Below are 26,375 nucleotides of genomic sequence, written 5' to 3'. Positions count from 1 at the left end.
GCACAAAGATTAGCAAAGCAAAAAGCATACGCAATTTCAGCTGTAATTCCATTTTTTACTAACTATTTCTTCATTGAGGTCCTTCGCGGGGTTCAAAGCAAAATATCCGAGTTTGGTTTTGACCTTGTTCTTTACGGGGTTAATGATCCTGCGACGCAAGTTGAATATTATATTCAAAAGAGCACTCATCGTGGGAAAGTTGATGGTGTTCTTTTCTTCTCGATGAAATTTCCCGAGTCATATACGAGATATTTCATTCAGCGAGAAATTCCAATAGTGCTTGTTGATACCTTCCATCCCAAGTTTGATTCAATTACTGTTGACAATTTTAAAGGGGCTTACATTGCTGTTAAGCATTTAATTGAACTTGGACATGAAAAAATTGGGATGATTGTTGCACGGCTTGAAAGCGTTCCAGCAAGACAAAGATTTGAGGGATTTAAACAGGCTCTTATTGATCATGGCAAAAAATTTTACGAGGAATTTTTTATTGAGACAAAAGATACAAGGCTCGATGGATTTAATAGGGAGGCAGGATATTATGCTTGCAAGGAGCTCTTGAGTCGTAGCAGGAAGCTTCCAACCGCTATTTTTGTTTCAAGTGATATTCAGGCGATTGGAGTTATTGAAGCTTTAAACGAAAATGGGATAAAGGTTCCGGGGGATGTTTCGATCATTGGTTTTGATGATATAGAGCTTGCCAAAGATTTTGGGCTCACAACCGTAAGACAGCCAATGTATGAAATGGGGGTCATAGCGGTTGAAAAACTTTTTGAGAGAATAAATAATAAAAAAACGAAGCCGGAGCATATAAAGTTCACCCCTGAATTAGTTATAAGAAACAGTTGCCCTTAAAGAAAGAATGAGGTTATCATGAATTTTAAAAAATTTTTTATCGCTCTTCTCATTCCTGCGATTGTTTTAGGTGGCAATACAGGGAAGATAGCGGGGCGAGTAACAGATGCTCAAACCGGGGAACCAATAGTCGGGGCAAACATAATAATTGAAGGAACATACCTTGGTGCAGCATCTGATTTAAACGGGAATTATGCTATAATAAATGTTCCACCAGGTGTATATAAAGTTAAAGCATCTGCAGTTGGATATAAAACGGTTGTAAAGGAAGGTGTAAAAGTTTCGATTGATCTTACCACGAAACTTGATTTCCAACTTGAGCAAACAGTTATTGAGCTTGGTCAAGAGGTTGTGGTGGTTGCTGAAAGACCACTTGTGCAAAAAGATTTGACTGCTTCGACGGCTATAATTGGAAGTGAGTTAATAGAAGCCTTGCCTATCACTGAGTTTCAAGAAGTTTTGGAATTGCAGGCTGGGGTTGTTGCGGGTCATATTCGTGGTGGTAGGAGTGGAAGTGGCATATTGGATTGATGGTGTTCCTGTGACAGATGTTTACGACAGAAGCACTGTCATTTCAGTTGATAGGAAATCGATCCAAGAGCTTCAACTTGTGAGTGGTGCTTTCAATGCGGAATATGGGCAGGCGATGTCTGGAATTATAAACATAGCTACAAAGGATGGGGGCAACAGTTTGAATGGGAGTTTCACCACCTATTTTGGTGGGTATGCCACGGCTCATACGAATATATTTACTGGTTTAAGTAAGTTTCAGCCTATGTCAATTAGAAATTTTGAGGGGAATTTAAGTGGCCCAGTTATCAAGGATAAGCTTTTCTTTTATCTCAATGGTAGATGGATTTACTTTGGGGGATGGCTTTATGGAGTAAGGAAGTTTAAACCGGAAAACATAGTTGACAATCGCGACCCTGATCCTAACAAGTGGATCATAAGTTTAAATCCAGAACAAGGATTTGGAGATAGCGCGTTCGTCCCGATGAATTGGAATAGAAAGATATTTTTGCAGAGCAAATTTACATTTTATCTATCGCCGACATTTAAGGTTTCGTATAACTACATGTATGAATACATGAAATATCGGAATTTTGATTTTGCTTTCAAGTATAACCCTGACGGTGATTTGAATCGTTTTCATAAAGGGATTACAAACATCTTTTCGATAAATCACACGCTGAGCAAAACGACATTTTATCAAATGAGTTTTTCATACTTTTTCAAAGATTATAGACACTATGTTTTTCAAGATCCATACGATCCCAGATATGTTCATCCTAAGCTTTTGCTTCAGCCCGGACCTTACAGTTTTATTGCCGGTGGGATGAAAATGGATCATTTTTATAGAAATACTGGCACATATGTTGCAAAGTTTGATTTAACATCGCAGGTTACAAGAGTTCACCAAATGAAAACCGGGGTTGAGTTCAGGTATCATACTATTTATTTTGAGGGGTTTTATCTTGATTTATCTGACGAAGATAGGGCGAGGGACCCGATTCTTGATAAGAATCCGTATGTTAAAACGAGGATTCCTGATATAAGTGAGCCATCACACACCTTATTTAGAAATAACCCGAAGGAATTTTCATACTATATTCAGGATAAAATGGAATTTAACGAGATAATTTTGAATGTTGGGGTTAGGTTTGATTATTTTAATCCCGATTGGCATGTACTTGCTGATCCGTCTGATCCAAATATCTACCAACCTTTAAAACCGCAAAATAGGTACTTTGATACAAACAATAATGGGATTTATGGAGATGAAGGAGATGTTCCCAAAACAGTTGATGATAGAAGAGCATATTGGTATATTCGTGCGAAGCCAAAGTGGCAGTGGAGTCCAAGAATAGGTGTTGCTTTTCCGATAACCGATCGTGGAGTTATACATTTTTCTTACGGTCATTTCTTCCAAATTCCGCCATTTGAATATCTTTACACAAATCCTGAATTTAAACTTGGTTCTGGGACGGGAAATATTGGACTTGTTGGGAATGCTGATTTAAAGCCTGAGCAAACTGTAAGTGGTGAAATCGGTGTTCAACAAGCGATCACAAATGATATAACGGTTGAGTTAACTGGGTATTTCAGGGATATAAGAAACTTAACTGGGACAAGAGCCGATGAAATTTTTATATTCGGTGGCTCAGCTTGGTATAACAAGTATGAGAACACAGACTTTGGGTTTGTGCGAGGGATTGTTTTATCGCTTGATAAAAGATTTTCGAATAATTGGGCTTTGACAATTGATTATACCTTTCAAGTCGCAAAGGGAAACGCATCTGACCCAGCTCAAACGCGAAGCCTTCGGCTTGGTGGGCAATGGCCTGAGGTAAAGATAATTCCGCTTGATTGGGATCAAAGACACACATTGAATGTAACTGCTTCTTATTCAATTCCAGGAAGTTGGGGTTTGAGTGTTGTTGCTCAATATGGAAGCGGGACACCGTATACGCCAAGGCAATCGAAGAACATTGGCACACTTTTAATCAACTCGGAAAAGAAGCCTTCTGTTTTTAATGTTGATCTTAGGCTTTATAAGGACATTAAATTTAAGTTCTTCACACTTTCTTTGTTTGCTCGCGTTTATAATGTGTTTGATACAAAGAATGCCTATGGTGTTTACAACGATACCGGAAGGCCCGATTTTACACTTGATTATCTCAGCGCTTTGAAACAACAGCCAGTTCAGCTTGTGAATCCACTTGGCGAATGGTTTACAAACCCAACTTTTTATTCGGAGCCGAGAAGAATTGAATTTGGGTTGACGATTTTCTTCGGTAGATAATTGAAACAAAATTAAGTTAAGTCATGAGAAAAATTTTAGGTTTAATTCTGTTTTTTTCTATCCTTCATTTGATTTCGTTTGATGTTTCCATTGCTCAAAAGTTAAGGGGCGACAGGACTTTTCGAAAGGTTGGGATACATAATGGTAATCTTGTCAAGACGGTATTTGGTAATTGGGGGGTAATAGCACAACCTTCAAATCAGGGTCCACCGCTTGCGTGGAAATATGATGACAACGGTTATGCGGGTGATGTCAGCATTCTTGTCGGGGTTGAGTTGTATTTCCCAAGATTTGATTCAGCGCTTGGAAGGGTGGTTGTTGATACGGTTCATTCAGTTGTAATTTGTCCGGTTGATAGACCTGGTGGTGCATCGGGTGGTGAGACAGGAAGTGGAGGAAAGTTTTGGGGTTTTGAGCCGGTTCCAGGTTATGCAAATCCAACTCTTCAAGAACCTGGTAAAGGCGTTGCAATGAGTCATTTACCTGAAACTTGGCCACCATTTTGGCCTGATCATCCAGATTGGATAGATACAACAACTGGAAAACCGTTTTGGAATGGATATTTTGGTAAGGGAATTACAAATGCGGACCAGGAAAGTTATTTCGTCATGGATGATAACAACGATGAAAAATACAATAGAAGGTATGGTTTCAGACCCGATTCGACTGATTCAACGAGAATGGGGCACGGGCTTTTTGTGAAGGTAAGGGGAATGCAGTGGTCAAATGTTTTAGCAGAAGATGGAATTTTTTGGATATATGATATAACGAATGAAGGCACAACAGATTATAGGAGAACTGTTTTTGGATTTTTAGTTGGAACTTGGGTTGGCGCTGGTGGTGGTTCGAGTGGTAATACCGAATGGAGAGATGATTTGTCGTTTTTTGATGCTGCTGAGGACTTGACATATTCATGGGATGCTGATAAATATATTGATAAAAGTTCAAATCCGAAATGGATCGGAAGCGTTGGTTACCTTGGATATGGTTTTCTTGAAACGCCGGGCAATCCTTTTGATGGTATTGATAACGATGGTGACAGCAATAATCCAGGCAGTCCCAAATTTAAAGCTCAAGATTTCCCACCTTCTCCTTTAAATCCTGATGGGATGAACAGGGTATTATCACGGTTTGATCCAGGACCAAATCCCGATTTTCCAAATAATAAAATAGTTTTGATTGAGGTTAAAAAGGTTTATTCACAGATGTATGGAGTTTATCAAACCGTTTACGAAAGAAAAGTTGTTTCTTTGGATACGCTTTTCAAAAACGATACTGACACAATTACGGTTTACTCTCTTGGGCTTCCGTTTGTAATTTGGCCTGGTAAAGAACTCGTTGAGATCCCAAACAATGGGATTGACGATGACCTTGATGGCTTGATAGATGAAAACTTTGATCTTCATTATAGACAAATTCGGAAGACTGCTGATGGAAGGGTGATTTTTGATAAGTTAAATCCACTTGCGTATAAGAACTATTTCACAGGTCGAGGTCTAAATGATCCAATGATTGATGAAAGAAGGGATGATGGAATTGATAACGATGGTGATTGGGATCCATACTGGGATGATGTTGGGGCAGACGGGGTTCCTGGGACAGGTGATTTTGGTGAGGGTGATAGGAGTCCAACTCCTGGGGAACCGCATTTTGACGCAACTGATGTGAATGAATCTGATCAAATTGGACTGACGAGTTTTGACTTCTTTGTTCCAGCTGGAGCGATAAACATGGCTAATGACGAAGAGATGTGGAGGCGTCTTGCCCCTGGAAATTGGCAAGTCCCTGAACAATATATCACAGGTTATGTTGAAGGTCCTGATTTTGATGCTGGTTCTGGATATTTTCCGTTGACATCAAAGCAGACTGAAAGATTTTCACTTATACTTTTTATGGGTGAGGACTTAAAGGATCTGTATTTTAATAAAAGAGTTATGCAAGGGATTTATGATGCGAACTATAACTTCCCGAGACCTCCGGAGAAACCAACTTTAAGGGCAATTGCTGGGGATAGGAAAGTTATTTTGTATTGGGATAATGTCGCTGAAAAATCTTTTGACCGTGCGCTTGCCGAGGTTTATAAAAATAAGGGTGAAGATGTCAACAAGGCTTATGATTTTGAGGGTTATAAAATTTATAAAGCGACGGATCCAAATTTCAACGATGCCAGGGTTATAACTGATGGATTTGGAAATCCTGTTTTTTATAAACCGATAGCGCAGTTTGATCTTAAAGATAGTGTTTTCGGGTGGTTTCCACTTGATTTCAATGGTGTTAAGTTCTGGCTTGGAAGCGAAACCGGAATTCAACATCAATTTATTGATACAGATGTTAAGAATGGTGTCACATATTATTATGCGGTTGTCGCTTATGATAAGGGTGATGCTGAACTAAAGGTTTTTCCATCGGAGAATTCAAAATATATTCAAATCACATCAACAGGGAAGTTGATTTTTGATAAAAATACTGTAAGCGTGACCCCAAATGCTCCATCCGCTGGATTTTTGCCCGCTGGAACTGATAGCATTCGTCATATAGAAGGACCTGCTACAGGGAACATCTATCTTTATGTCCTTGATCCTTTTAAAGTCAAAGATAATCATACCTACAGGGTTGTTTTCAAGGATTCATCTTTTAACAGGATAACAACAGCTTATTCCGTTATTGATATCACTAATCAATCTAATCCGGATACAGTTGTGAAATGGAGTCGCATTTTTGAGGGTGAGACGGATTTGTTTGACGGGATGAGATTAATTTTTGACAATCACTGGAATATAAAGTTTATTGATAGTTTATCTGGATGGAACAGGTCGGGTATGCCAAAGTTTACATTTACACAGTTTAGCGCTGGAGCTGTCAGAGGCAAGTTATATCCGGCTGATTATCGGATTGAATTTTACGATGAGGTTGTTGATACATCAATGGCATATTCTCCGCTTAGAATACCTGCTCAACCTGTGAAGTTTAAAGTTAAAAATCTGACTGACGACAAGTATATAGACTTCATTTATGTGAACGTGTATAATGCCTTTACAAAGGTTAGGCAAATTAGCATTGGTTTCTATGAGACATATCAGAACACATCTTCGTTTACCTGGGCTGTTATATTTCAGGGAGATTCAGCGTTTACATTGCCAGGTGCTGGAAATGTTTTAACATTAAGGACAACGAAGCCATTTAGGGAGGGGGATATTTACGAGTTTGAGGTTCGCGCGAATCGCATTGATCCTGAACTTGCGAAGGCACAGCTTGATAAGATACGGGTTGTTCCAAATCCCTATGTCGTTGCTGAAAGGTGGGAACCGCCACTTCCGCCTGGAATTTCAAGTGGTAGAGGTCCGCAGAAGATTGATTTCACACATGTCCCGGCAGGTGCAACGATTTATATTTTTACATCTCGTGGGGAGCTTGTTGTGACATTGAAGCATGATAAAGATATTTCGGATGGGACTGTTTCATGGAATCTAAAGACGAAGGAAAATTTAGACGCAGCTTATGGGGTATATTTCTATGTTGTTGACGCTCCAGGGATTGGTCAAAAGACTGGAAAATTTGCAATTATAAAATAAAAGTTTGGCTAAACTATGGTGAGAAGAGTTTGTTTTATCTTCATCGCAATTTTAATTTTGAGCCTTCCTCTTATATCTCAATCTAAAGTTGGCACTACTGCTGCTCCATTTCTTGGCATAGCGGTTGGTCCAAGGGCTATAGGTTTAGGTGGGGCTTTTACTGCTTTCGCTGGGGATGTTAGCGCGCTGTATTGGAACCCAGCTGGAGTTTCAAGGCTTGGGAGAAATGAGATAATGCTTTCGCACACAAAATGGATTTTCGGGACAAGTTTTGATTGGGTCGGTATCGCAGTTGGAATTGATAGAAATAATTATGTTGGTGTGAGCATCACAAGACTTGATTATGGTGAGGAAGAAGTTACGACGATTGATTACCCGGAAGGAACTGGTGAAAGGTGGGACGCAAGTGATATTGCAGTTGGCATTTCTTATGCGCGGAACTTAACAGATAGATTTTCAGTTGGGGGAACTGTAAAGTTCATTCAACAAAAGTTGTGGAACGAAAGAGCTACTGGATTTGCACTTGATGTAGGTGTTTTGTTCATAACCGAATTTAAAGGTCTTAAACTTGGGGCGAGCATTTCAAATTTTGGAACTGAAATGCAACTTGATGGAAAAGACTTGTTTGTGATTTATGATCCTGATCCCGGAGCTTCTGGAAATAATCCGGCAATAAGTGCAAAGCTTAAAACTGATAATTGGCCACTTCCACTTCTTTTTAGGGTTGGTGCTTCAATTGATGTTTTTAAGACCGAAACAAATTATCTGACGCTTGCGGTTGATGCACTTCATCCGAATGATAACACGGAAAGTTTGAATATTGGTTTTGAATACAGTTTTCGCAATTTGATTTTTTTGAGGGCCGGTTATAAGTCGTTGTTTCAAAAAGATTCGCAAGAAAGATTTACGGTTGGTGTTGGGATAAATTACAAAGTTGGTGGGATTGGATTTAGTTTTGATTATTCGTATCAAGATTTTGGGATTTTAAAGAACATCCAGAGCTTTGCAATTGCTTTGCAGTTTTAAAAACAAAAGTGGAGGTCAAATTCGCAAAAACTTAAAAAAACGAAATTTTTACTTGCTTAATTCGCCTCGTTCTTTTAACTTAATTCTGAAAAACAAAAATAATGGGAGGGTAGTATCATGTTAAGGTCGATTAAAACTTTAGCAATTCTTTTCGTTCTCACCACTGTGGCTCTATCAATTTCTTTTGCGCAGTTAAAACTCTCACCTGTATGGGTTAAGAAAGCAGGGGTAGTGTCCTGGCTTCAGACCGATAATGCGGCACGCGGAATAGCTTATAATCCTGTTAATGATCATGTTTATGTTGTTTCAAGGACTGATGGATTGAAAGTAGTAATCCTTAGCGCAGCAACTGGTGATAGCCTTGGGAAATTGGATGTAACAGGTATAAGTGGTGGGACATTTGCTTTAAATATGATTGATGTTACAAGTGATGGGATAATTTATGCGTGTAATTTGTCCACCAATACCAGTGGTGATACCGTGTTCAAAGTATATCGTTGGGCTGATGAAAGCTCTGCGCCGACAGTAGCAGTTTCGTGGAGAGTTAACGCAAGAGTTGGTGACGCATTTGCAGTTGATGGTTCTGGAACAAATACAAAAATTTATGCAAGTGGCACTGGAAATGACAAAGTGGTAGTTTTTGGAACAACCGATGGAGTAAACTTTACATATGAAAAGTCGGTCACCGTTGGCACTGGTCGTGCACGACTTGGCATTGACATTGATAAAGATGGAAATATTTGGGGTAATGGTGCTGGAACAATTGCTGGTGTATGGGATCAAAGTGGAAACTTATTGGGTGAAATTGCGGGTACATCAGGGACTGCTACAGCTGATTTGGGTTTAACTGCCTCCGGAAGAAAACTTTTCTTCACTTTGGGAATGGGTGCTGGTGTAGCTAGTCCTTATTTTAAATTTTATGTTTATGATGTAACAGAGGGTCCAGCAAAGGCAAAATTAATAGCTGTGACTGATAGTATCACTGGTAACTCAAATGCAAACGGCACTGGAAGAGCGGTATACGATCCTGTACGTCATAGGATGATCGCTCTTGCGACAAACAACTATCTTGCTTCATTCCAGTTGACTTATCAAGTTACATTTAATGTTAACACAGCGACATCGCCGAAACTTTTGACGGATTCATCGCTTGTTGAGGTTCGTGGTTCACATCCATTGCTTGGTCCATGGTCAAGTGCGAACACAAATAGAATGACGAATTTAGGTGGTGATTATTGGAAACTTTCAATTGATTTTCCAGATACGATGATAGGGAAGGGGCTTGAGTACAAATTCTATGCTGAGGATTGGGAAGATGGTCCCAATCATTCATTAATCATACCTGCGGCGGATACGACATTGCCACTTGTTTTCTTCCGCAAGCAAGGTTTTGGACCAAATCCACCGTATACGCCAACTGATTCAATTGATGTGTGGTTTAGGGTTTATGTTTATAACATCCCTGAGTTTGACCCAGCACAACATGTCGTTGGAGTTCGTGGAGCGCAATTGCCAAACCATAACGATTTTGGAGATATAAGTTGGGGCAGGACTTTTGTTCTCAGTCCAGAACCAGCAAATGATAAGATTTGGTCCGGAAGGTTGAGATTCCCGTCGCCATCCGGAATTGCTTATAAGTTCGTGATTGCTTCCAGAGATAACCCCGACAATGTTATAAGGTGGGAATCAGATCCGAATCGCGAGGTCACTATAAAACGAGATACGACATTAGGATGGACGACATTTGATAGAAAAGTTATCGCTCCAGCAAAGCCAGTTGCCCTTTACTTTAGCGTTGATATGAGCGTAATGCAAGGAGCTGGGATTTTCTATCCAGACAGCGGTGATGTTGTTTTGGTTCGTGGCAGTTTCAATGGTTGGGGTGAATCTGACGCGTTGAGCCCGTCAACCCTTGAGCCCGGAGTATGGGAGAAGTTTGTTACGATTACAGCTGCACCTGGCGATTTCATTGAATTCAAGTATTACATCAAGACTGGGACAAATAATCAAGCGAGGGTTCCAAATGGTGGATGGGAAACAGGCGCAAATAGAAAGTACACATTTACTGATGCAGATACCCAGCAAGTTGCAAGGGATTACTTTAACAAACTTGGTCCGGAAGGTTATGTTCAGAAGCCAGAGGGGGTTGAGGTGTGGTTCTATTGCGATATGAGAGGAGTGACTGACAATAGTGGCAATCCAATTACAAGGGTCGATTCATTGTTCATCGCTGGGAGCACACCGCCATTGTTCTGGATTTGGGATGAACCAACGAGGGATCGTTCAAAGTTGAGGATGCATGATGATGGTGCATATCCAGATAAAGTCGCTGGAGATACAATTTATGCTGTCGCTTTGACATTCCCAAAGTGGAGTATAAAGGGACCGATTCAGTTTAAGTTTGCGGCGAATGGAACTGTTGACAATGAGGCTGGCTTCCAAGAGGATCATCTCTTGTTCCTTGATGATATGCCAGATCAACCGGGTACAAAGGCGGTAAATGAACTTGAGGTTGTTAAATTTGGAAGACAGAGAGGATTGGGTGCTTTCAAAGATACAGTTAAGATCGTGAACAAGTTCACAGGTGTTAAGCAAACAGATGAGATTCCTTTGACATACGCTTTGTATCAAAACTATCCGAACCCATTTAACCCGACCACAACGATTAAATATAGCATACCGAATACAGAGCGTGTCACATTGAAGATTTACAATATTCTTGGACAAGAGGTTGCAACACTTGTTGATGAGGAACAGAAGCCAGGTGTCTATGAATTGAAATTTGACGCTGGAAATCTTGCGAGTGGTGTTTACTTCTACAGATTGAAAGCTGGTGGATTTACCGCTGTTAAGAAGATGATGCTGGTGAAGTAACTCACCCCCTTAATCCCCCTCTCTAAATTTTTAGAGAGGGGGTTAAGATGCTAAAAGTTTTAAACTCACCCCCTTGATTTCCCTTCTCTAAGTTCTTGGAGAGGGGTTAGGGGGTGAGTAAAATTTAAATTTATTTGAATTGAGCCGGGAAGCTTAAAGAATAATTGGTTGCTTTTAATGACTAAAAAGCAAATAATTGAAATAGCAAGGCAATTAAGAAAACAGCAGACGGTATCGGAGAGAAAATTATGGGAAATTTTGCGAGGCAGAAAATTTTTAGGACTGAAGTTTTTGCGGCAACACCCAATAATATATATTTGCAACGATAAGCTTCACTTTTTTATAGCCGACTTTTATTGTGCGGAAAAGAAAATTGTTTTAGAGCTTGATGGGAAGGTGCACGATTCTCAGAAAGATAGAGATCAAATGAGAGATTACATCATTAACAGTATGGGATTAAAAGTCTTGAGGATAAAAAATGAAGAGCTGCTTGATATTGAATTAGTTTTAGAACGGATAAAAAACTTTATTGAATCTGTTTAATTAACTCACCCCTTTAGTTCCCCCTCTCTATTTCGATAGAGAGGGGGTTAGGGGGTGAGTTAAAAAACCAAAACATAGGGGAAATTACCTTTATGCTCAAAATTTTTATATTTATTCTAATCTTCGCTCAATCTCTTCTCTCACAAATTGTCCCTGTGACATTTTATTATAAACCACAAACCCCTGTAAATTCTGTTTTTCTGGCTGGCACATTTAACAATTGGGGAAATAATGTTAATGGAATTGTCTCAGATACAACATTTAGAATGCGTTACGATGCTAGTAATGGTGTCTGGTATAAAGTTCAAAATCTCGGCGTTGGAATTCATGAATATAAATTTGTCGAAGATAGAAACGGCGATGGCAAAGGGGAGACATGGATAACTGATCCAAACAACCCAAGAGTTAATTATTCGAATTATAACAATTCAATTCTCATCGTTTCCGATCCGATGGTTTTCCACCTTTTGCCAAAGCATGGCACGATAACGAATCGCGATCAACCGGAGATCTCAGCTTATATTTTTTATTCATCCAGTACGACAATTTCAGAGATTAATCTTTATATAGATAATGTTCTTGTCCCAAATGGAATTACATATTTTAATCCGGGAAATCAAAAGTTTAGCTATACTCCATCTCAACCTCTTTCAAATGGTCAGCATTTTATAAAACTTGAAGTTAAAACATCAACTGGTAAAACTGCTTCTGATACCTCGCGTTTTACTGTTGATGTAACATATAGAATTTATCAGGCTGAATATGAATTTATATTTGACCCGAGAAGTTCAAGAAATTCCTACAGAAATATAACCTCGGTTAGTTTACGCGGTGAGTTCAATAATTGGGGGGAAGACCCGATGCAATACGATTCACTTCGCGGTGTGTGGACAAAAACTTTGAGATTAACCGAGGGGGAATATGAGTATAAGTTTTATCTTAATGGATCAATATGGACTGCTGATCCGGATAATCCTGTGACTCGGGGGACTTATGGAAATTCGGTTGCTTATGTGAGCCGGATATTGAAGCCGTATTTTAAAGTTTTAAATCCGCCGAACGGAAAGATTTACTCTGATACAGTTAACTCAATTAATGTGATCGCGAAAGTTTTTGATAGTTCAAGGGAGAAAGGTATTAACCCAAATAGTGTAAAGGTTTATCTTGATGGGGTTTTGATTCAATCAAACTACGACACAGTTACCAAGACAGTTACGGCGCAAATTAATAACTTAACACATGGAAGGCATGAGTTAAAATTTGAAGCAAGCGATAAAGATGGCAATTATGGGGTAACTTATTCAGCATTTGGGGTTTATCCTTCCAATTCGGGATTCCATTATGTTGATAACACTGGTGATGATTTGGGGGATGGTGATTATGTTTACCCCAATGGATTTAGTCCTGGTTCATGTGATATACAAGAATTTAACGCCCGTGCCAATCAAACAGGGGATACAATTTTCTTTACGATAAAACTTAGAGATATAACTCAAAACACATCCATTGCTTTCTTAATAAACAGTGCAATTGACAATTTTATCCCTGATCCATTTTCAGCAGAGATTAAAATTCCAGATTTCAGCGATCGTGGAGTTTACATTATATCTGCTCCAGGTGTTAATGATCAGCGATTTAATGCGATTTATACAAAGGCTGACCCATTGACAAAAGTTAGAAACATTAGCTATAATGCGAATGCTTCCATAACATCCGACACGCTTAAATTCTATCTTACACTTGATGAGATTATAAACTATCTTGGTTCGTTTAGTGGGAAGCTTTATTATGCGATTTATTCATTTCTTATTGATGCGAACGGTACTGCTGTAAAGATTACATCTGCAAATGGAGGAAACGATCAAAATGGTAATCCGAAGGTTTTTGATCTTGCTTTCATTGACGATGCGATTCAGAGAAAGATTTTAAGTTACTATATCGTCGGTTCAAGTCCAATACTTGCTTCAATTGATAATGAGGGTCGTGGCTTTGCAGGGATAACGCCATCGCAAATTGGGATTGATATGAGCGGTGTTCCAATCGTCAAGATCACAACTCAACCGAGGAAGACGCGGAAAACTTCAATTACGATTCGCGGTGAGATAACACATCAGGATGGAACTCCTGCAAATGAGGTAACATATGTTGAAGTTTTCATCAATGGTAATAAAGGAACATTTGGTGCGTCTGGTGGGAAATTTTCTGTACCTGTTAATTTGGTTGAGGGTGATAACATAATTCAAGTGAAAGCAACAATTGGAAACAAATCGGGTTATTCAAATAAAGTTAACATTTATAGAATCGTTGAACATAAACCATTTGCAAAAATTAAATTTTCTGTCAGCGGTTCGAATATAATTCTTGACGCAAGTGAAAGTTCAGATCCGGATTCTGATCCTTTGACATTTGTTTGGTTTGCTGATTCGACAAATCCAGAAATTATTCCTGGTGTAAATGGTTCGACCACAGCAAGCGTAACTATTTCAAAACCGTCTAAGCCCGGTGAATATTACTTTACACTCATTGCTCGCGATCCGGCTGGAAATGCTGACACTACAAGGAACTATTTCGAAATAAGAACTGATGGCAGCGTTTATCTTCCGGGTTATGCGGATAATCCATCTTGGGTTAAAAATGCGAGAATGTATTTAGTTTTCTTGCACTCTTTTACTCAAGAAGGCACGATAAAAGCAGCTACACAAAAGCTTGACTATGTAAAATCAATGGGATATAATGTGATCTGGCTGATGCCGATAATGAAAAATCAGTATACAATTGACGCTGTTGGGGGTGGATATGGAATTGTGGACTTTTATCAAATTGCACCTGAATATGGGACAATGGATGATTTTAAAGAATTTCTTAACAAAGCACATTCGCTCGGGATAAAGGTTATCCTTGACATAACTCCAAATCATGTTGCAGATGGTCATCCGTGGATCCAAAGCATTAGAAGATATTGGTTGGATTCCCCCTATTGGGATTTTGTCCAACATGAGATTTTTGCACATAATGAAGAATTACCCCAATCTTACGCACCTGATTCAGCTTATGTTCGATATGCCGATTGGACGCTTGCAAATTTAAATTGGTCTGATGTTGATTTAAGAAGTTATATGCTTGATGTGTTGAAGTGGTGGGTGAAAGATGTTGGGGTTGATGGATTTAGGTTTGATGTTTACTGGGGACCACAAAGAAGATATGGTGAACAGAACTTTGGTATCCCAATTAGAAACACTTTAAAACATGTAAAACCTGACATTCTGCTTCTTGCAGAAGCTGCGGGAACTGGACCGGGAACGGAAGTGATTTATGCAGACAGCAGTGGAGGAGTTGATGCTGCTTATGATAGAAATATGTGGAATGTATTTAGAAATGCTTACTCGTTGAGCTTAAATGAAATTAACGACAGGGCGACAAATTATGGGTATTATCCTGGTCCAAATTCTCAATATCTGCGATACATGGAAAATCAAGATGAAACTCGAATTGCTCTTATTTATCAAAGTGATTTGAGGAGAACTAAACCACTTGCGACAATTTTATTTACAATTCCAGGGATTCCGCTTGTTCATGCTGGTCAAGAAGTTGGTTTCGGAAATGGGATGAATGAATTCGAAGGCAGAAGGTTTAAAATTAATTGGAATGATCCTGATAAAGAAATCTTGCAATCCCATTATCAGCGTCTTGCATTTATAAGGGATAAATTCCCCGCTTTTAGAGGTCGAGAGCATCAAATGATAAGTACAAATGATCCAAGAGTTTACGCCTATGTGAAAAAATATGAAAATCAAAATGGACTCGTTATCGTTAATCTTTCAGCAGATGCCAAAACTGTTAATTTGAATGTCAAAGATTATGTCCTGTTTACGGGTGGAATTCAGCCAGGGCAAAATTATTATTTAAATGACTTGTTCTCAAACAGTTATTCTATCGTTAATGGTGACGCATTGCAAAATATCTCTGTAACACTTGAACCTTATGGCTCAGCTGTCTTTACCATTTCTTTAACACGCGATACTGTTTCAGTTCCGCCGATCGTCTCCGTAAAAGATGGTATGGGCGAATTTATTCCACGAAAATTCAAACTTTATCAAAACTACCCAAATCCGTTCAACCCCTCAACATTTATTGAATTTGACATACCTGAAAGGGCTAAAGTTAGGCTTGTGGTGCATGATGTATTGGGTCGAGAAATTAAAGTTTTAATTGATGGAGAACTCGAACCTGGAAGGCATAGGGTTAAGTTTGATTCTGGTGGTTTACCGACGGGTGTTTATTTTTATCGTTTATCTTACAATGGCTTTAGTGAAGTAAGAAAGATGATTTTAATAAAATGAAAATAAAACCACATCGAGTAATGCTTTATATTTTTCTCTTCCTTTTCCTTGCTCCTCCATTACTTTCCCAGCCAAGATTTGAGAATGGTTATGTTGTATTTCAACTGTATGCTCCGGATGCGAAATCAGTTGTAGTTGCAGGGGATTTTAACGGTTGGCGAACTGATGATTTCTTAACTAAAGATGAAACCGGTATTTGGTCGAAAAAATTTAAAGTTAAACCCGGAGTTTATCAGTATAAATTCATCGTCGATGGTAAATGGATGCTTGATCCAGCTAACCCTGTTAAAGTGGAAAATTTTAATCGCACGGATTTTAATTCCATCTTTGTTTTATCTTATGATTGGAAAATTTTATTACAATCTGAACCTGACGCGAAGCCAAATCCTCAAGATATCTATCCAAAGACGAACAGAATCTACCTTAACATAATCTGGCATCAACATCAGCCGTCTTACCTCGATCCTGAAAAAGACGAACTTCAAGGACCATGGGTGAGAACCCACGGGACTAAGGATTATTATGACATGGCGAGCTTGCTCGAGAAATACCCCAATGTCCATGTAACTATAAATTTGACCTCGTCTTTACTTTACCAGCTGAGTGAATACTATGTTAAGAGATTAAAGCCGTACTTTGATCCTAAAAAGAATAGGATTGACGCAGAGAGATATTTTAAAGATAATGTTAAAGTCGATCCATGGATTGATTTGATGCTGAAAGACTCGAAAAATTTCACGGAGTATGAACTTGGCTATATTTATAAAAATCCATGGAATTGTTTCAGTGTCAGCGAAGTTGTGATTGATAGGTTTCCAGAGTATAAGGCTTTGAAGCAAAAGGATCCCGCTAAATATACAGTGGATGATCTTAGAAAAATTAAATTTTTCTTTTACCTTTCAAATTTTGACCCAGATTTCTTAAATGGGAAGGTGAAACTCGCAAACGGATTTGAAGTTGATTTGACTGACCTTGTTCAGAAAAAAGATGGAAAATATTACCTGAAAAAAGAGATCACTGAAGATGATTGCAATCGAATTGTTGCTGAGACATATAAAATTTTATCTGCTGTAATTCCAGTCCATAAAAAGTTGATGTATGATCCTGTTAAAAGAACTGGTCAAATTGAGGTTATAACCACGCCGTTTTATCATCCAATTTTGCCTTTGATATATGACACGGATATAGCGAAGCTGCCTCAACCCAATGATAAACTTCCTGAGAGATTTAGTTATCCCGAAGACGCTGATGCTCAGATAAAAAAATCGATCGCATACTATCAAAAAATTTTCGGGCAAAAACCTTTAGGAATGTGGCCAGCGGAAGGATCCGTATCTGAGCAGGTTGTTTCTCTGTTCGTGAGGAATGGAATAAGATGGATAGCAACGGATGAGAAAGTTTTAGCAAGATCGAAACCCGAAAACCAACCTTTTTATTATCCATATTTTGTTGATGAGGATACTATTTACGGCAAGAAGGACGAAACGAAATCATTACTTATTGTTTTCAGGGATACAAAACTTTCAGATGCCATCGGATTTACTTATCAAAACTATGAACCTGAAATTGCAGCTGATGATTTTATAAGATATGTGTTAAGTTTTGCACCTGAAGATTCAACTGATGAAAGGCTGATCACGGTTATACTTGATGGTGAAAATGCATGGGAATGGTATAGGAAAGATGAAGACGGCAAAGTTTTTTTAAATGCACTTTACAGAAAATTAAGTAAATTGTATGATGAAGGCCAAGTTATAACTGTGACGATGAGCGAGTGGATTTATGGAAATCCCAAGCGTGGCATCAAACCGCACAAGATTACATCTCACGCTGAACTTGAACCGCTCTGGGCTGGAAGTTGGATAAACGCTAATTTTGACACATGGATCGGTGAAGATGAAGAAAATTTAGCTTGGGAATATCTTTTAAAAGTTAGAAGAGATATCGAAAAGTTGAAAGTTCCACGACCGAATCCAGCATCGGATTTACCAAAATTGGAAACTCGAAGATATTTTGAATACAGGGCATGGGAATCACTTTATGCCGCTGAAGGCAGTGACTGGTTTTGGTGGTATGGCAAAGATCAAAACGCTCTTGGTGGGGATGAGCCATTTGATGTTGGCTTTAGAACTCATTTAATAAATGTTTACAAGTTTTTGCAAAATGCAGGTTATAAGATTGAGATTCCGAAGTTTTTATTTAGCCCGATTTTGAGAGATAAAAAAGATCAACCTTGATGATGAAAATAGTTCGATTAGTCGCGATTTTTTTAGTCTTTTTGTTTATCTCATGTTCTAAAGATAATCCTGAAAGAGTTAGAATCGTCATATGGCATCAGAAGCCACCCGGCGAGCGGGAGATACTTGAGCAAGCGGTAAAGAGATACATGGAGCATCATCCAAATGTAAAAGTTATTGTTTTGTATAAAGAGACGGAGGAACTTAGATCAGCATATATCATATCCGCAATAGCTGGAAAGGGACCTGACATAGTTTATGGACCAAGCGATCAAGTTGGACCTTTTGAATTGCTTCAAATTATTAGACCACTTGAGGAAATTTTTGACACAAGCTTTTTAAATCAGTTCGATCATCGGGGGTTGCTTTGGTATAAAGGACATCTTTATCAAATCGGGGATCAAATTGGGAATCACCTTTTTCTTTTGTATAACAAGGAACTTGTCAAGAAGCCACCCCAGACGATGAGCGAATTAATTAAAATTGGAAAGGAATTAACAAAAGATTTTGACGGGGATGGAAAGATCGATCAGTATGGTCTTGTTTGGAATTATACTGAGCCTTTTTTCTTCATACCATTTTTAACTGGATTTGGCGGGTGGGTGATGGATTCTGCGGGGAATCCGACTTTGAACACTGAGGCAACTGTGCAAGCATTGAAATTTGTTCGCGATTTAAGGGATAAATACAAAATTATTCCGAGGGAATGTGATTACAATACTGCTGATGCGTTGTTTAAAGAGGGACGGGCTGGGATGCTTATAAATGGTCCATGGTCCATCGGCGGATACAAGAAAGCAGGTGTTAAATTCGGAATAACTCGAATTCCAAAGGTTGAAGCTACGGGGCTTTGGCCAGCTCCAATGGTTTCAATAAAGGGTTATTTAATTAATGTAAACGTTGATGAAAAAAAGTTGCCATACGTTCTTGATTTGTTCAAATATCTTGTCAGCGCGGAAGTTCAACTTGAGCTCACAAAATCTCTTGGCACGATACCGACACATAAAAAAGCGTTAGAAAATGAAATTGTGATAAGTGATTCGTTGGTTCAATCTTCCATTTGGCAAGCTGAAGTTGGGAGGCCAATGCCAGTTGTTCCCGAGCTTAGGGCAATATGGGATGCGATGCGTCCGTATTATCAAGCGGTCCTTGGCGGAACAATGACCCCAGAGGAAGCAGCCATCAAAATGCAGCAACTTGCGGTAAAAAAGATTGAGGAAATGAATGAATAGAAGAACATTATTCATACTTGTATTTTTGCTTCCCGCTTTGTTGATAATGTTTGGCGTCATCGTTTATCCCTTCTTTTATAATATCGTTCTTTCTTTTTCGAATATGAGTTTACGGCATTTTCGAGATTGGAAGATAATTGGCTTTAGACAATATGTTAAGGTTTTCACGGAGAATACATTCTATGTTGTGTTTTTAAAAACCCTTATATGGACTTTTGTGAATGTAATTTTCCATGTTACGATAGGAGTTTTTCTCGCCTTGCTTTTAAACAGAAAATCGCTTAGGTTCAAACCCATTTTTAGAACGCTTTTGATTTTGCCGTGGGCGATCCCACAAGTTATAACTGCGTTGACATGGCGAAGCATGTTCAATTACGAATATGGTGCGATAAATATTTTCATCGCTAAATATCTTAACATGTCACCCGTTGAATGGCTTTTGAGACCTTTTGAGGCATTTACTGCGTGTATCATCACTAATGTATGGCTTGGCTTTCCGTTTATGATGGTCGTCGCTCTCGGAGGATTGCAAAGCATTCCAAGTGAGCTTTATGAAGCGGCTGACATCGATGGTGCATCGGCTTGGCAAAAATTTAAAAATATAACCGTGCCATTTTTAAGACCTGTGATGGCGCCAGCAATTACGCTCGGCATTATTTGGACATTTAATAATCTTAATATCGTATGGCTCGTTTCAAATGGCGGTGAACCAAGCGATCAAACTCACATACTTGTCTCGTATGTTTATAAAGCCGCGTTCAACCTTTATAGATATGGCTACGCTGCTGCTTTGTCCGTAGTGATATTTTTAATTTTGCTTGTAATTGGAATTTATTTCCTTAAAAAGACAAAAGCGGTCGAATCAATTTACTAAATAAAGTTTGACGCAAGATGAACGGACATAAAATAAAACGAATTTTGCTTGATTTTGCGACATATCTTTTCATCATAATTTTCACCTTGGTTGCAATTTATCCAATTTTAAATGTGGTGAGCATCTCCCTTAGACCTGCGGACAAGCTTCTCTCGACATCTTTGAGGATCATACCTGAAAATGCAACTTTAAATTCGTACATTCAATTGTTTACATCGACGCCGTTTTTAAGATGGCTCTTTAACTCGACTTTTGTCTCTGCTACTGTGATGTTGACAAGCGTGACGCTTGCTTCAACTGCTGGATATGCTCTTTCGAGATTTAGGTTCTTCGGTAAGAAAGCTGTGATGATCGGGATATTGATTACGCAAATGTTCCCCGCAACGATGCTTTTGCTTCCGCTTTACATTATGCTTATTAAACTTCATCTTTTAAATAGTTATCTTGGGCTCATCATAGTTTACACATCTACCGCTTTGCCATTCTGCGTTTGGCAGATGAAGGGATATTATGACACGATACCAGTGAGTTTGGAAGAGGCTGCGAGAATTGACGGCTGCAATCAGTTTCAGGCGTTTTATAAAGTTGTGTTTCCGCTTGCTTTGCCAGCTCTTGTTATAACTGCTCTTTTCTCTTTTATGTCAGCATGGGCTGAGTATGTTGTCGCTGCGCAGATTCTGCAAGAGCCTGAACTTTACACGCTTGCAATTGGGTTGAAGCAATTTGAATCAAGCATGGCAACGGAATGGGGATTATATGCTGCGGGTTCCTTGATTGTGAGCATACCAGCGGTTTTGTTGTTTTTAGTTTTGAGCAGATATCTCATATCTGGTTTAACACTTGGGAGTGTGAAAGGTTAAAAACAAACTTGGTTTGAAAGATGAAGGCGAAAATTAATGGGATAAACATCGACTACAATTTTTATCCTGTTGAGGAGTCACCAACTGTGGTTTTTGTGCACGGTTTTCCATTTAATCAAAAGATGTGGCAACCACAGGTTGAAGTTTTAAAAGGGAAATGTTCGATTTTAACCTATGATGGTCGTGGGCTTGGGCAAAGCGAAGTTGGTGATGGGCAATTTATGTTTGAAAATCTTGTCGATGACTTTATCGAGTTGTTAAGAAGTTTGAAAATTGAAACAGTTATCGCTTGCGGGTTATCGATGGGTGGATATATTATTTTACGGGCTTATGAAAAACAACCGAAGATGTTTCACGCTTTAATCTTGTGCGATACAAGAGCTGAAGCCGATGGAAACGAGGCAAAGTTAAAGAGGGCTCAGATGCTCCATATATTGAAATTTCACGGCAAGGAAAAATTCGCTGACGAATTCATTAAAACAGTTTTATCGCCGAAAACATTTGAATTTAAGAAAGAGATTGTCAACTTCGTTTATGATATGATCGTTCAAAATAATGAGATTGGAATTGCAGGAAATTTAATCGCCCTTTCAACTCGAACTGATACATCGCATCTGCTTGAGAAGATTGATATTCCAGTTTTGATCGTTGTTGGTGAAGATGATACGCTAACCCCACCCACACTTGCGCAAACGCTTCACAGCAAGATAAAAAACAGCTATCTTGAAATAATCCCATCCGCTGGACATTTAAGCAACCTTGAAAATGCCGAAAAATTTAATGACGCAATTTTAAACTTTTTGAAGAAAGTTTGTCAAATCTAAGTCAATCTGCGTATTTGTCACGCATTATCCGAGCAACTTGCACTAAATTTTGAAGTGATGGGATGACTTCTTCCCAATTTCTAGTCTTTAACCCACAATCGGGATTTATCCAAATCAAATTTTTATCGATAACCTTAATCGATCTTTCTGCGATTTCGAGCATTTCTTCCACAGGTGGAACTCTTGGCGAGTGAATATCGTACACTCCAGGTCCAATCCCGTGATCATAGTTAAATTTTTCAAATGCGTCAAGGATTTCACCCTTGCTTCTTGATGCTTCTATTAAAATCACATCGGAGTCCATAGCGTAAATATACTCGATGATTTCATTGAATTCAGAATAACACATGTGCGTTTGAATCTGCGTTTCGGGTTTTACGGCTTCATTTGTTAGCTTAAATGCATTGACCGCCCATTCAAGATATTCTTTTTGTTTAGCTTTTTTAAGTGGCAATCCTTCTCTGAACGCTGGTTCGTCAATTTGAATTACTTTTATCCCTGCTTTTTCAAGGTCAAGAACTTCATCTCTAAGGGCAAGGGCAATTTGATAAGCTATCTCTTTTTTGGGTATGTCTTTTCGGTAGAAAGACCAATTTAAAATCGTAACTGGACCTGTAAGCATCCCTTTAACGGGTTTTGAAGTAAGGGATTGAGCGTATGTTATTTCTTTTACAGTCATTGGTTCTGGTCTTGATACATCGCCATAGATTATCGGCGGGCGCACACATCTTGTCCCATATGATTGAACCCAACCATTTTTTGTGAACGCAAATCCTTTCATTTTTTGACCAAAGAATTCAACCATATCTGATCTTTCAAATTCACCATGAACCAAGACATCAAGTCCAAGTTTTTCTTGAACATCAATCACATGTTCTATCTGTTTTTTGATGAACCCTTCGTATTCCTCCTTTGAAATTTTTCCAGCGTTAAAATCAGCTCTTACTTTTCTAACATCCTTTGTTTGCGGAAAACTTCCAATCGTCGTGGTTGGAAATTTTGGAAGTCCAAGGATTGAAATTTGTTTTTGATATCTTTCGGCGAATGGAACCTTTCTTCCGATTTTTTTCTCATCTATCTGTGCTATTCTTTTCCTTACTTCCTCATCTTTAAATTCATCCCTCAGTGCTTGAAGGTTTTGCGAAGGGATTGGATGACCATCGTTGAAGATTTTTTTAAGTGTTTTAAGCTCATCGAGTCTTTCGTTGGCAAAGGATAAGAGCCCAATTAATTTGTCATCGAGATGTCCCTTTTCGGGTTCAACTGAAACAGGCAAGTGGAAAAGTGGAGATGAATTTGAAATTATTAATCTGTCTTCGTTTACAAATTTTAACAAGTCGTTTATGAAATCAACCGTTTTTTGAAAATCAATTTTCCATGGGTCTCGCCCTGAAACAATGCCAGCGATAAGCTTTTTGTCGGAAGGGAAGCCAAACTTCTTAAGGTTTTCGAAGTTTTCTTCATTTATCGTGAAATCGAGACCGATGCCGTGGACAGGAAGTTCAAAAACTATCTTTTCGTACTTCGATAAACTCTCGTAATATGTATGGACGAAAATTTCAATTTCTTTAAGCCCATCGGTTAGAATTTTATATGCTTCGATTAAGATTTGAACATCGTTATCGTCAATATCAAGCACAAGAGCTGGCTCATCAAGTTGTACTGTTTTAACCCCGTTTGCTTCAAGTTCTTTTAGAATTTGGTTGTAAACTTTAGCTGCGGAAAGAACAAGGTCTTTAAACTTTGGAGATTCGTTTGCTTTTACCATGTGAACTAAAAGTTTTCCCTCCTGCTTCTCTGGAACTTTACCAAGCCAAATGTATGTAAAGGGACCTACGAGGACAGGCTTTGTTTCAATGCCAAGTTTTTCTTTGGCAAATTTATATGATTCAAGCGGACGATTTTTTAAAAGTTTAAAATCATTTTCAAATTCTGGGACGATGTAATGATAATTTGTATCAAACCATTTCGTCATTTCGCAGGCGATTGCGGTTTTGCTTCCGCGAGCCATCGCAAAATATGTGTCAAGATCTAGACTTTCGCCAAATCTTTTGGGAACGACGCCAAGCATTGTTGATATATCAAGGATGAAATCATAAAGTGAAAAATCGTTTGATGGGATGAGATCAAGATCTGCGTTTTTTAAAACGGTGAGTCGCTGTATTTGAATTTTTTCAGCTTCGTTGTAAAGTTGTTCTTTCGTTATTTCACCTGCCCAGTAGCTCTCAACGACTTTTTTGAGCTCTCTGTTTGGACCGATTTTAGGATAACCGAATGCAGTTGTTCTTATTGCCACTTCTTTTTTAAGTTTTGTTTTTAAGTTGAACCTTAATTGCGTTAATTATAATAAAATTTTTACAAAAAATCCAGCCCTTAAGCGTGAAAAAATTAGTTTTTAAATCTTCCCCTCCCTTAAGCAAAATGTTTTCGCTGGGGATCAAAGAACCATTGTCAGCAGAGCCATCCTTATTAAAAGTCCATTACGAGCTTGCTTGAAGTAAGCAGCCCTTGGATCGAGATCAACATCGGTAGCGATCTCATTTAGTCGCGGAAGTGGGTGCATAATTATCGATTTTTGTTTCATCTTTGAGATAACATCCTTATCGATAAAATATTTTTTCACGGTTTCATCGTAGATGTCAGCCTTGTCTGCAAATCTTTCCTTTTCAATTCGTGTTATGTATATGACATCAACCTCAGAAATGACTTTGCTCAAATCATTTTCAAGTGTAAACCATACATTATGTCTTGTCAGATAATTTTGAATGTCTTCTCTTATTTGCAAAAAATCTGGAGCGATGAAGTAAAGCATTACTCTTTCAAACTTACCAAGCAAATAAGCAAGGGATCTGACAGTGCGACCCTGTTCGAGGTCTCCAACGAAAGCAATTTTCAGACCATCAATATATCCGAGTTCTTTGTAAATTGTATATAAATCAAGCAGTGCTTGCGTTGGGTGTTGTCCACCTTTGCCATCGCCAGCATTGATGACAGGTACTGATGAAACAAGCGAAGCCCTTTTGGCAGCTCCAACTTCAGTGTGCCTTAAAACAATCACATCACAAAAGTTTGACACAACTCTTATGGTGTCTTCGAGCGTTTCACCACCAATGACGGAAGAGAAAAGATGTGCTTGTTCAGTTGAAATTACCTTCCCGCCTAACCTGTACATTGCAGATTCAAAAGAAAATCTCGTCCTCGTTGAAGGGGCGTAGAAAAGCGAAGCCATTATTTTGTTTTGGTAGTCGAGCGTCCCGCCTCGCTCGAGAATTTTTTCCATCTGATCAGCGGTTTGAAAGAGTTCATGAATTAACGGTAATGTAAACTGTTGTGCTTCAATTACATGCTGTAATTTCGCCATTTGATTTGTCGAGTTTAATTTATTGATTTAACGATTTTTGTTCCAGCGTTTCCAAAAACTGCCTCCTTTAGGTTTTCGGGAGATGTTATAATTGCACACTTCCCACCATTTTCAATAAAATCTATAACCGCTTCAATTTTCGGTCCCATACTTCCCGCTGGGAAATGCCCTTCATCGTAAAATTTTTTGATCTCTTCAAGGCTGACGACATCAAGCGCTTTTTGATTAGGTTTTTTATAATTCAAATAAACTTTGTCAGTATCAGTTGATATAATAAAATAATCAACCTCAAGATATTTCGCCAACACAGCTGAGGCTCTATCTTTATCAATAACTGCTTCAACCCCGATGTATTCACCATCTTTTTGGATCACAGGAATTCCACCGCCACCGACGGCTATAACCACCATTCCATCATTCAAACATTGCCTTATCGCTTCTTTTTCAATTATGTCAATAGGTTTTGGTGATGGGACAACTCTGCGATAACCTCTGCCAGCGTCTTCTATTATTTCCCAACCGAGTTGTTTTTTTCTTTCAGCTTCCTCTTTAGTGTAAAAGGGTCCGACGGGTTTAGTCGGATTTTTAAATGCGGGGTCATCTTCGCTTACGACAACTTGGGTTACAATTGTGACCACAGGATTTTTAATTCCGTTTTTCCACAGAGCTTTTTGTATTGAATTTTGAAGTATATATCCAATTTCTCCTTGGGTTGAGGCGACACATACATCAAGGGGCATTGAATAAACCTGTCCAGAGGCAACCTCTGACCTTATCAATTGTGCTCCAACCTGTGGACCATTGCCGTGGGTTATGACAAGGTTAAACCCCATCTTTATCAATTGAGCAATATATTCAGCCGTTTTAAGTGCATTTTCAAATTGTTCTTCGATTGTTCCCCTTTGACCTGCTCTTATGAGAGAGTTTCCACCTATGGCAAGTAGTGCGGTTTTCATTATTAGATTTAATTAGTT

16 protein-coding genes are annotated in these 26,375 nt (G+C 38.7%); 13 read left to right on the top strand and 3 right to left on the bottom strand.

The window, feature by feature from the left end; all coding sequences use genetic code 11:
• The 13 genes from AWW78_RS00800 to AWW78_RS00750 all read left to right on the top strand — a co-directional run.
• The coding region (locus AWW78_RS00800; RefSeq protein WP_047133799.1) for a LacI family DNA-binding transcriptional regulator at positions 1-855 on the top strand (855 nt) is incomplete at its 5' end.
• 18 nt (positions 856-873) lie between these two features.
• Positions 874-1,386 (top strand): carboxypeptidase-like regulatory domain-containing protein, encoded by a 513-nt coding sequence (locus AWW78_RS10255; RefSeq protein ID WP_082359529.1) that lies wholly within the window; start codon positions 874-876, stop codon positions 1,384-1,386.
• Positions 1,352-3,658: a TonB-dependent receptor plug domain-containing protein gene (locus tag AWW78_RS00795; RefSeq protein ID WP_218059841.1), complete on the top strand. Its 2,307-nt coding sequence runs from the start codon at positions 1,352-1,354 to the stop codon at positions 3,656-3,658. Before AWW78_RS10255 ends, AWW78_RS00795 begins: the two co-directional genes overlap by 35 nt.
• A gap of 23 nt (positions 3,659-3,681) precedes the next feature.
• A complete protein-coding gene (locus AWW78_RS00790) occupies positions 3,682-7,230 on the top strand; it encodes a fibronectin type III domain-containing protein (RefSeq protein ID WP_047133798.1) in 3,549 nt (1,182 codons plus the stop codon).
• Positions 7,231-7,245: 15 nt separating this feature from the next.
• Entirely contained in the window at positions 7,246-8,256 is a 1,011-nt protein-coding gene (locus tag AWW78_RS00785) for a PorV/PorQ family protein (protein ID WP_047133797.1), read from the top strand.
• Positions 8,257-8,373: 117 nt separating this feature from the next.
• A complete protein-coding gene (locus AWW78_RS00780; RefSeq protein WP_075425997.1) occupies positions 8,374-11,130 on the top strand; it encodes a carbohydrate-binding module family 20 domain-containing protein in 2,757 nt (918 codons plus the stop codon).
• Between the two features lie 177 nt (positions 11,131-11,307).
• Complete coding sequence (locus AWW78_RS00775) at positions 11,308-11,673, top strand: endonuclease domain-containing protein (RefSeq protein ID WP_047133796.1); 366 nt, start codon at positions 11,308-11,310, stop codon at positions 11,671-11,673.
• A gap of 92 nt (positions 11,674-11,765) precedes the next feature.
• The gene (locus AWW78_RS00770) at positions 11,766-16,013 is read left to right on the top strand and encodes an alpha-amylase family glycosyl hydrolase (protein WP_047133795.1); all 4,248 of its coding nucleotides are present in this window, start codon (positions 11,766-11,768) and stop codon (positions 16,011-16,013) included.
• Positions 16,010-18,250 (top strand): hypothetical protein, encoded by a 2,241-nt coding sequence (locus AWW78_RS00765; RefSeq protein WP_047133794.1) that lies wholly within the window; start codon positions 16,010-16,012, stop codon positions 18,248-18,250. The genes AWW78_RS00770 and AWW78_RS00765 overlap by 4 nt, the downstream gene beginning before the upstream one ends.
• Entirely contained in the window at positions 18,250-19,482 is a 1,233-nt protein-coding gene (locus AWW78_RS10670; protein ID WP_082359616.1) for an extracellular solute-binding protein, read from the top strand. The genes AWW78_RS00765 and AWW78_RS10670 overlap by 1 nt, the downstream gene beginning before the upstream one ends.
• A complete protein-coding gene (locus AWW78_RS10665) occupies positions 19,475-20,356 on the top strand; it encodes a carbohydrate ABC transporter permease (RefSeq protein WP_047133793.1) in 882 nt (293 codons plus the stop codon). Before AWW78_RS10670 ends, AWW78_RS10665 begins: the two co-directional genes overlap by 8 nt.
• A gap of 17 nt (positions 20,357-20,373) precedes the next feature.
• Positions 20,374-21,216, top strand: coding sequence for a sugar ABC transporter permease (locus tag AWW78_RS00755; RefSeq protein WP_047133792.1), 843 nt, complete (start codon positions 20,374-20,376; stop codon positions 21,214-21,216).
• A gap of 20 nt (positions 21,217-21,236) precedes the next feature.
• Positions 21,237-22,040 (top strand): alpha/beta fold hydrolase, encoded by an 804-nt coding sequence (locus tag AWW78_RS00750; RefSeq protein WP_047133791.1) that lies wholly within the window; start codon positions 21,237-21,239, stop codon positions 22,038-22,040.
• Between the two features lies 1 nt (position 22,041).
• Here the strand turns inward: AWW78_RS00750 and metE are convergent, their stop codons facing one another.
• From metE to arcC, 3 genes are all read right to left on the bottom strand, one after another.
• Positions 22,042-24,330 (bottom strand): 5-methyltetrahydropteroyltriglutamate--homocysteine S-methyltransferase, encoded by a 2,289-nt coding sequence (gene metE, locus AWW78_RS00745; protein WP_047133800.1) that lies wholly within the window; start codon positions 24,328-24,330, stop codon positions 22,042-22,044.
• 147 nt (positions 24,331-24,477) lie between these two features.
• The gene (gene pyrB / locus AWW78_RS00740; protein WP_047133790.1) at positions 24,478-25,401 is read right to left on the bottom strand and encodes an aspartate carbamoyltransferase; all 924 of its coding nucleotides are present in this window, start codon (positions 25,399-25,401) and stop codon (positions 24,478-24,480) included.
• 14 nt (positions 25,402-25,415) lie between these two features.
• A complete protein-coding gene (gene arcC, locus AWW78_RS00735; protein WP_047133789.1) occupies positions 25,416-26,357 on the bottom strand; it encodes a carbamate kinase in 942 nt (313 codons plus the stop codon).
• Positions 26,358-26,375: the final 18 nt, after the last annotated feature.

Source organism: Candidatus Kryptonium thompsonii (genome assembly GCF_001535985.1).
GTDB lineage: Bacteria > Bacteroidota > Ignavibacteria > Kryptoniales > Kryptoniaceae > Kryptonium > Kryptonium thompsonii.
Note: the sequence above shows the minus strand (reverse complement) of the source record. Positions and strands in the feature narration are given on the sequence as shown.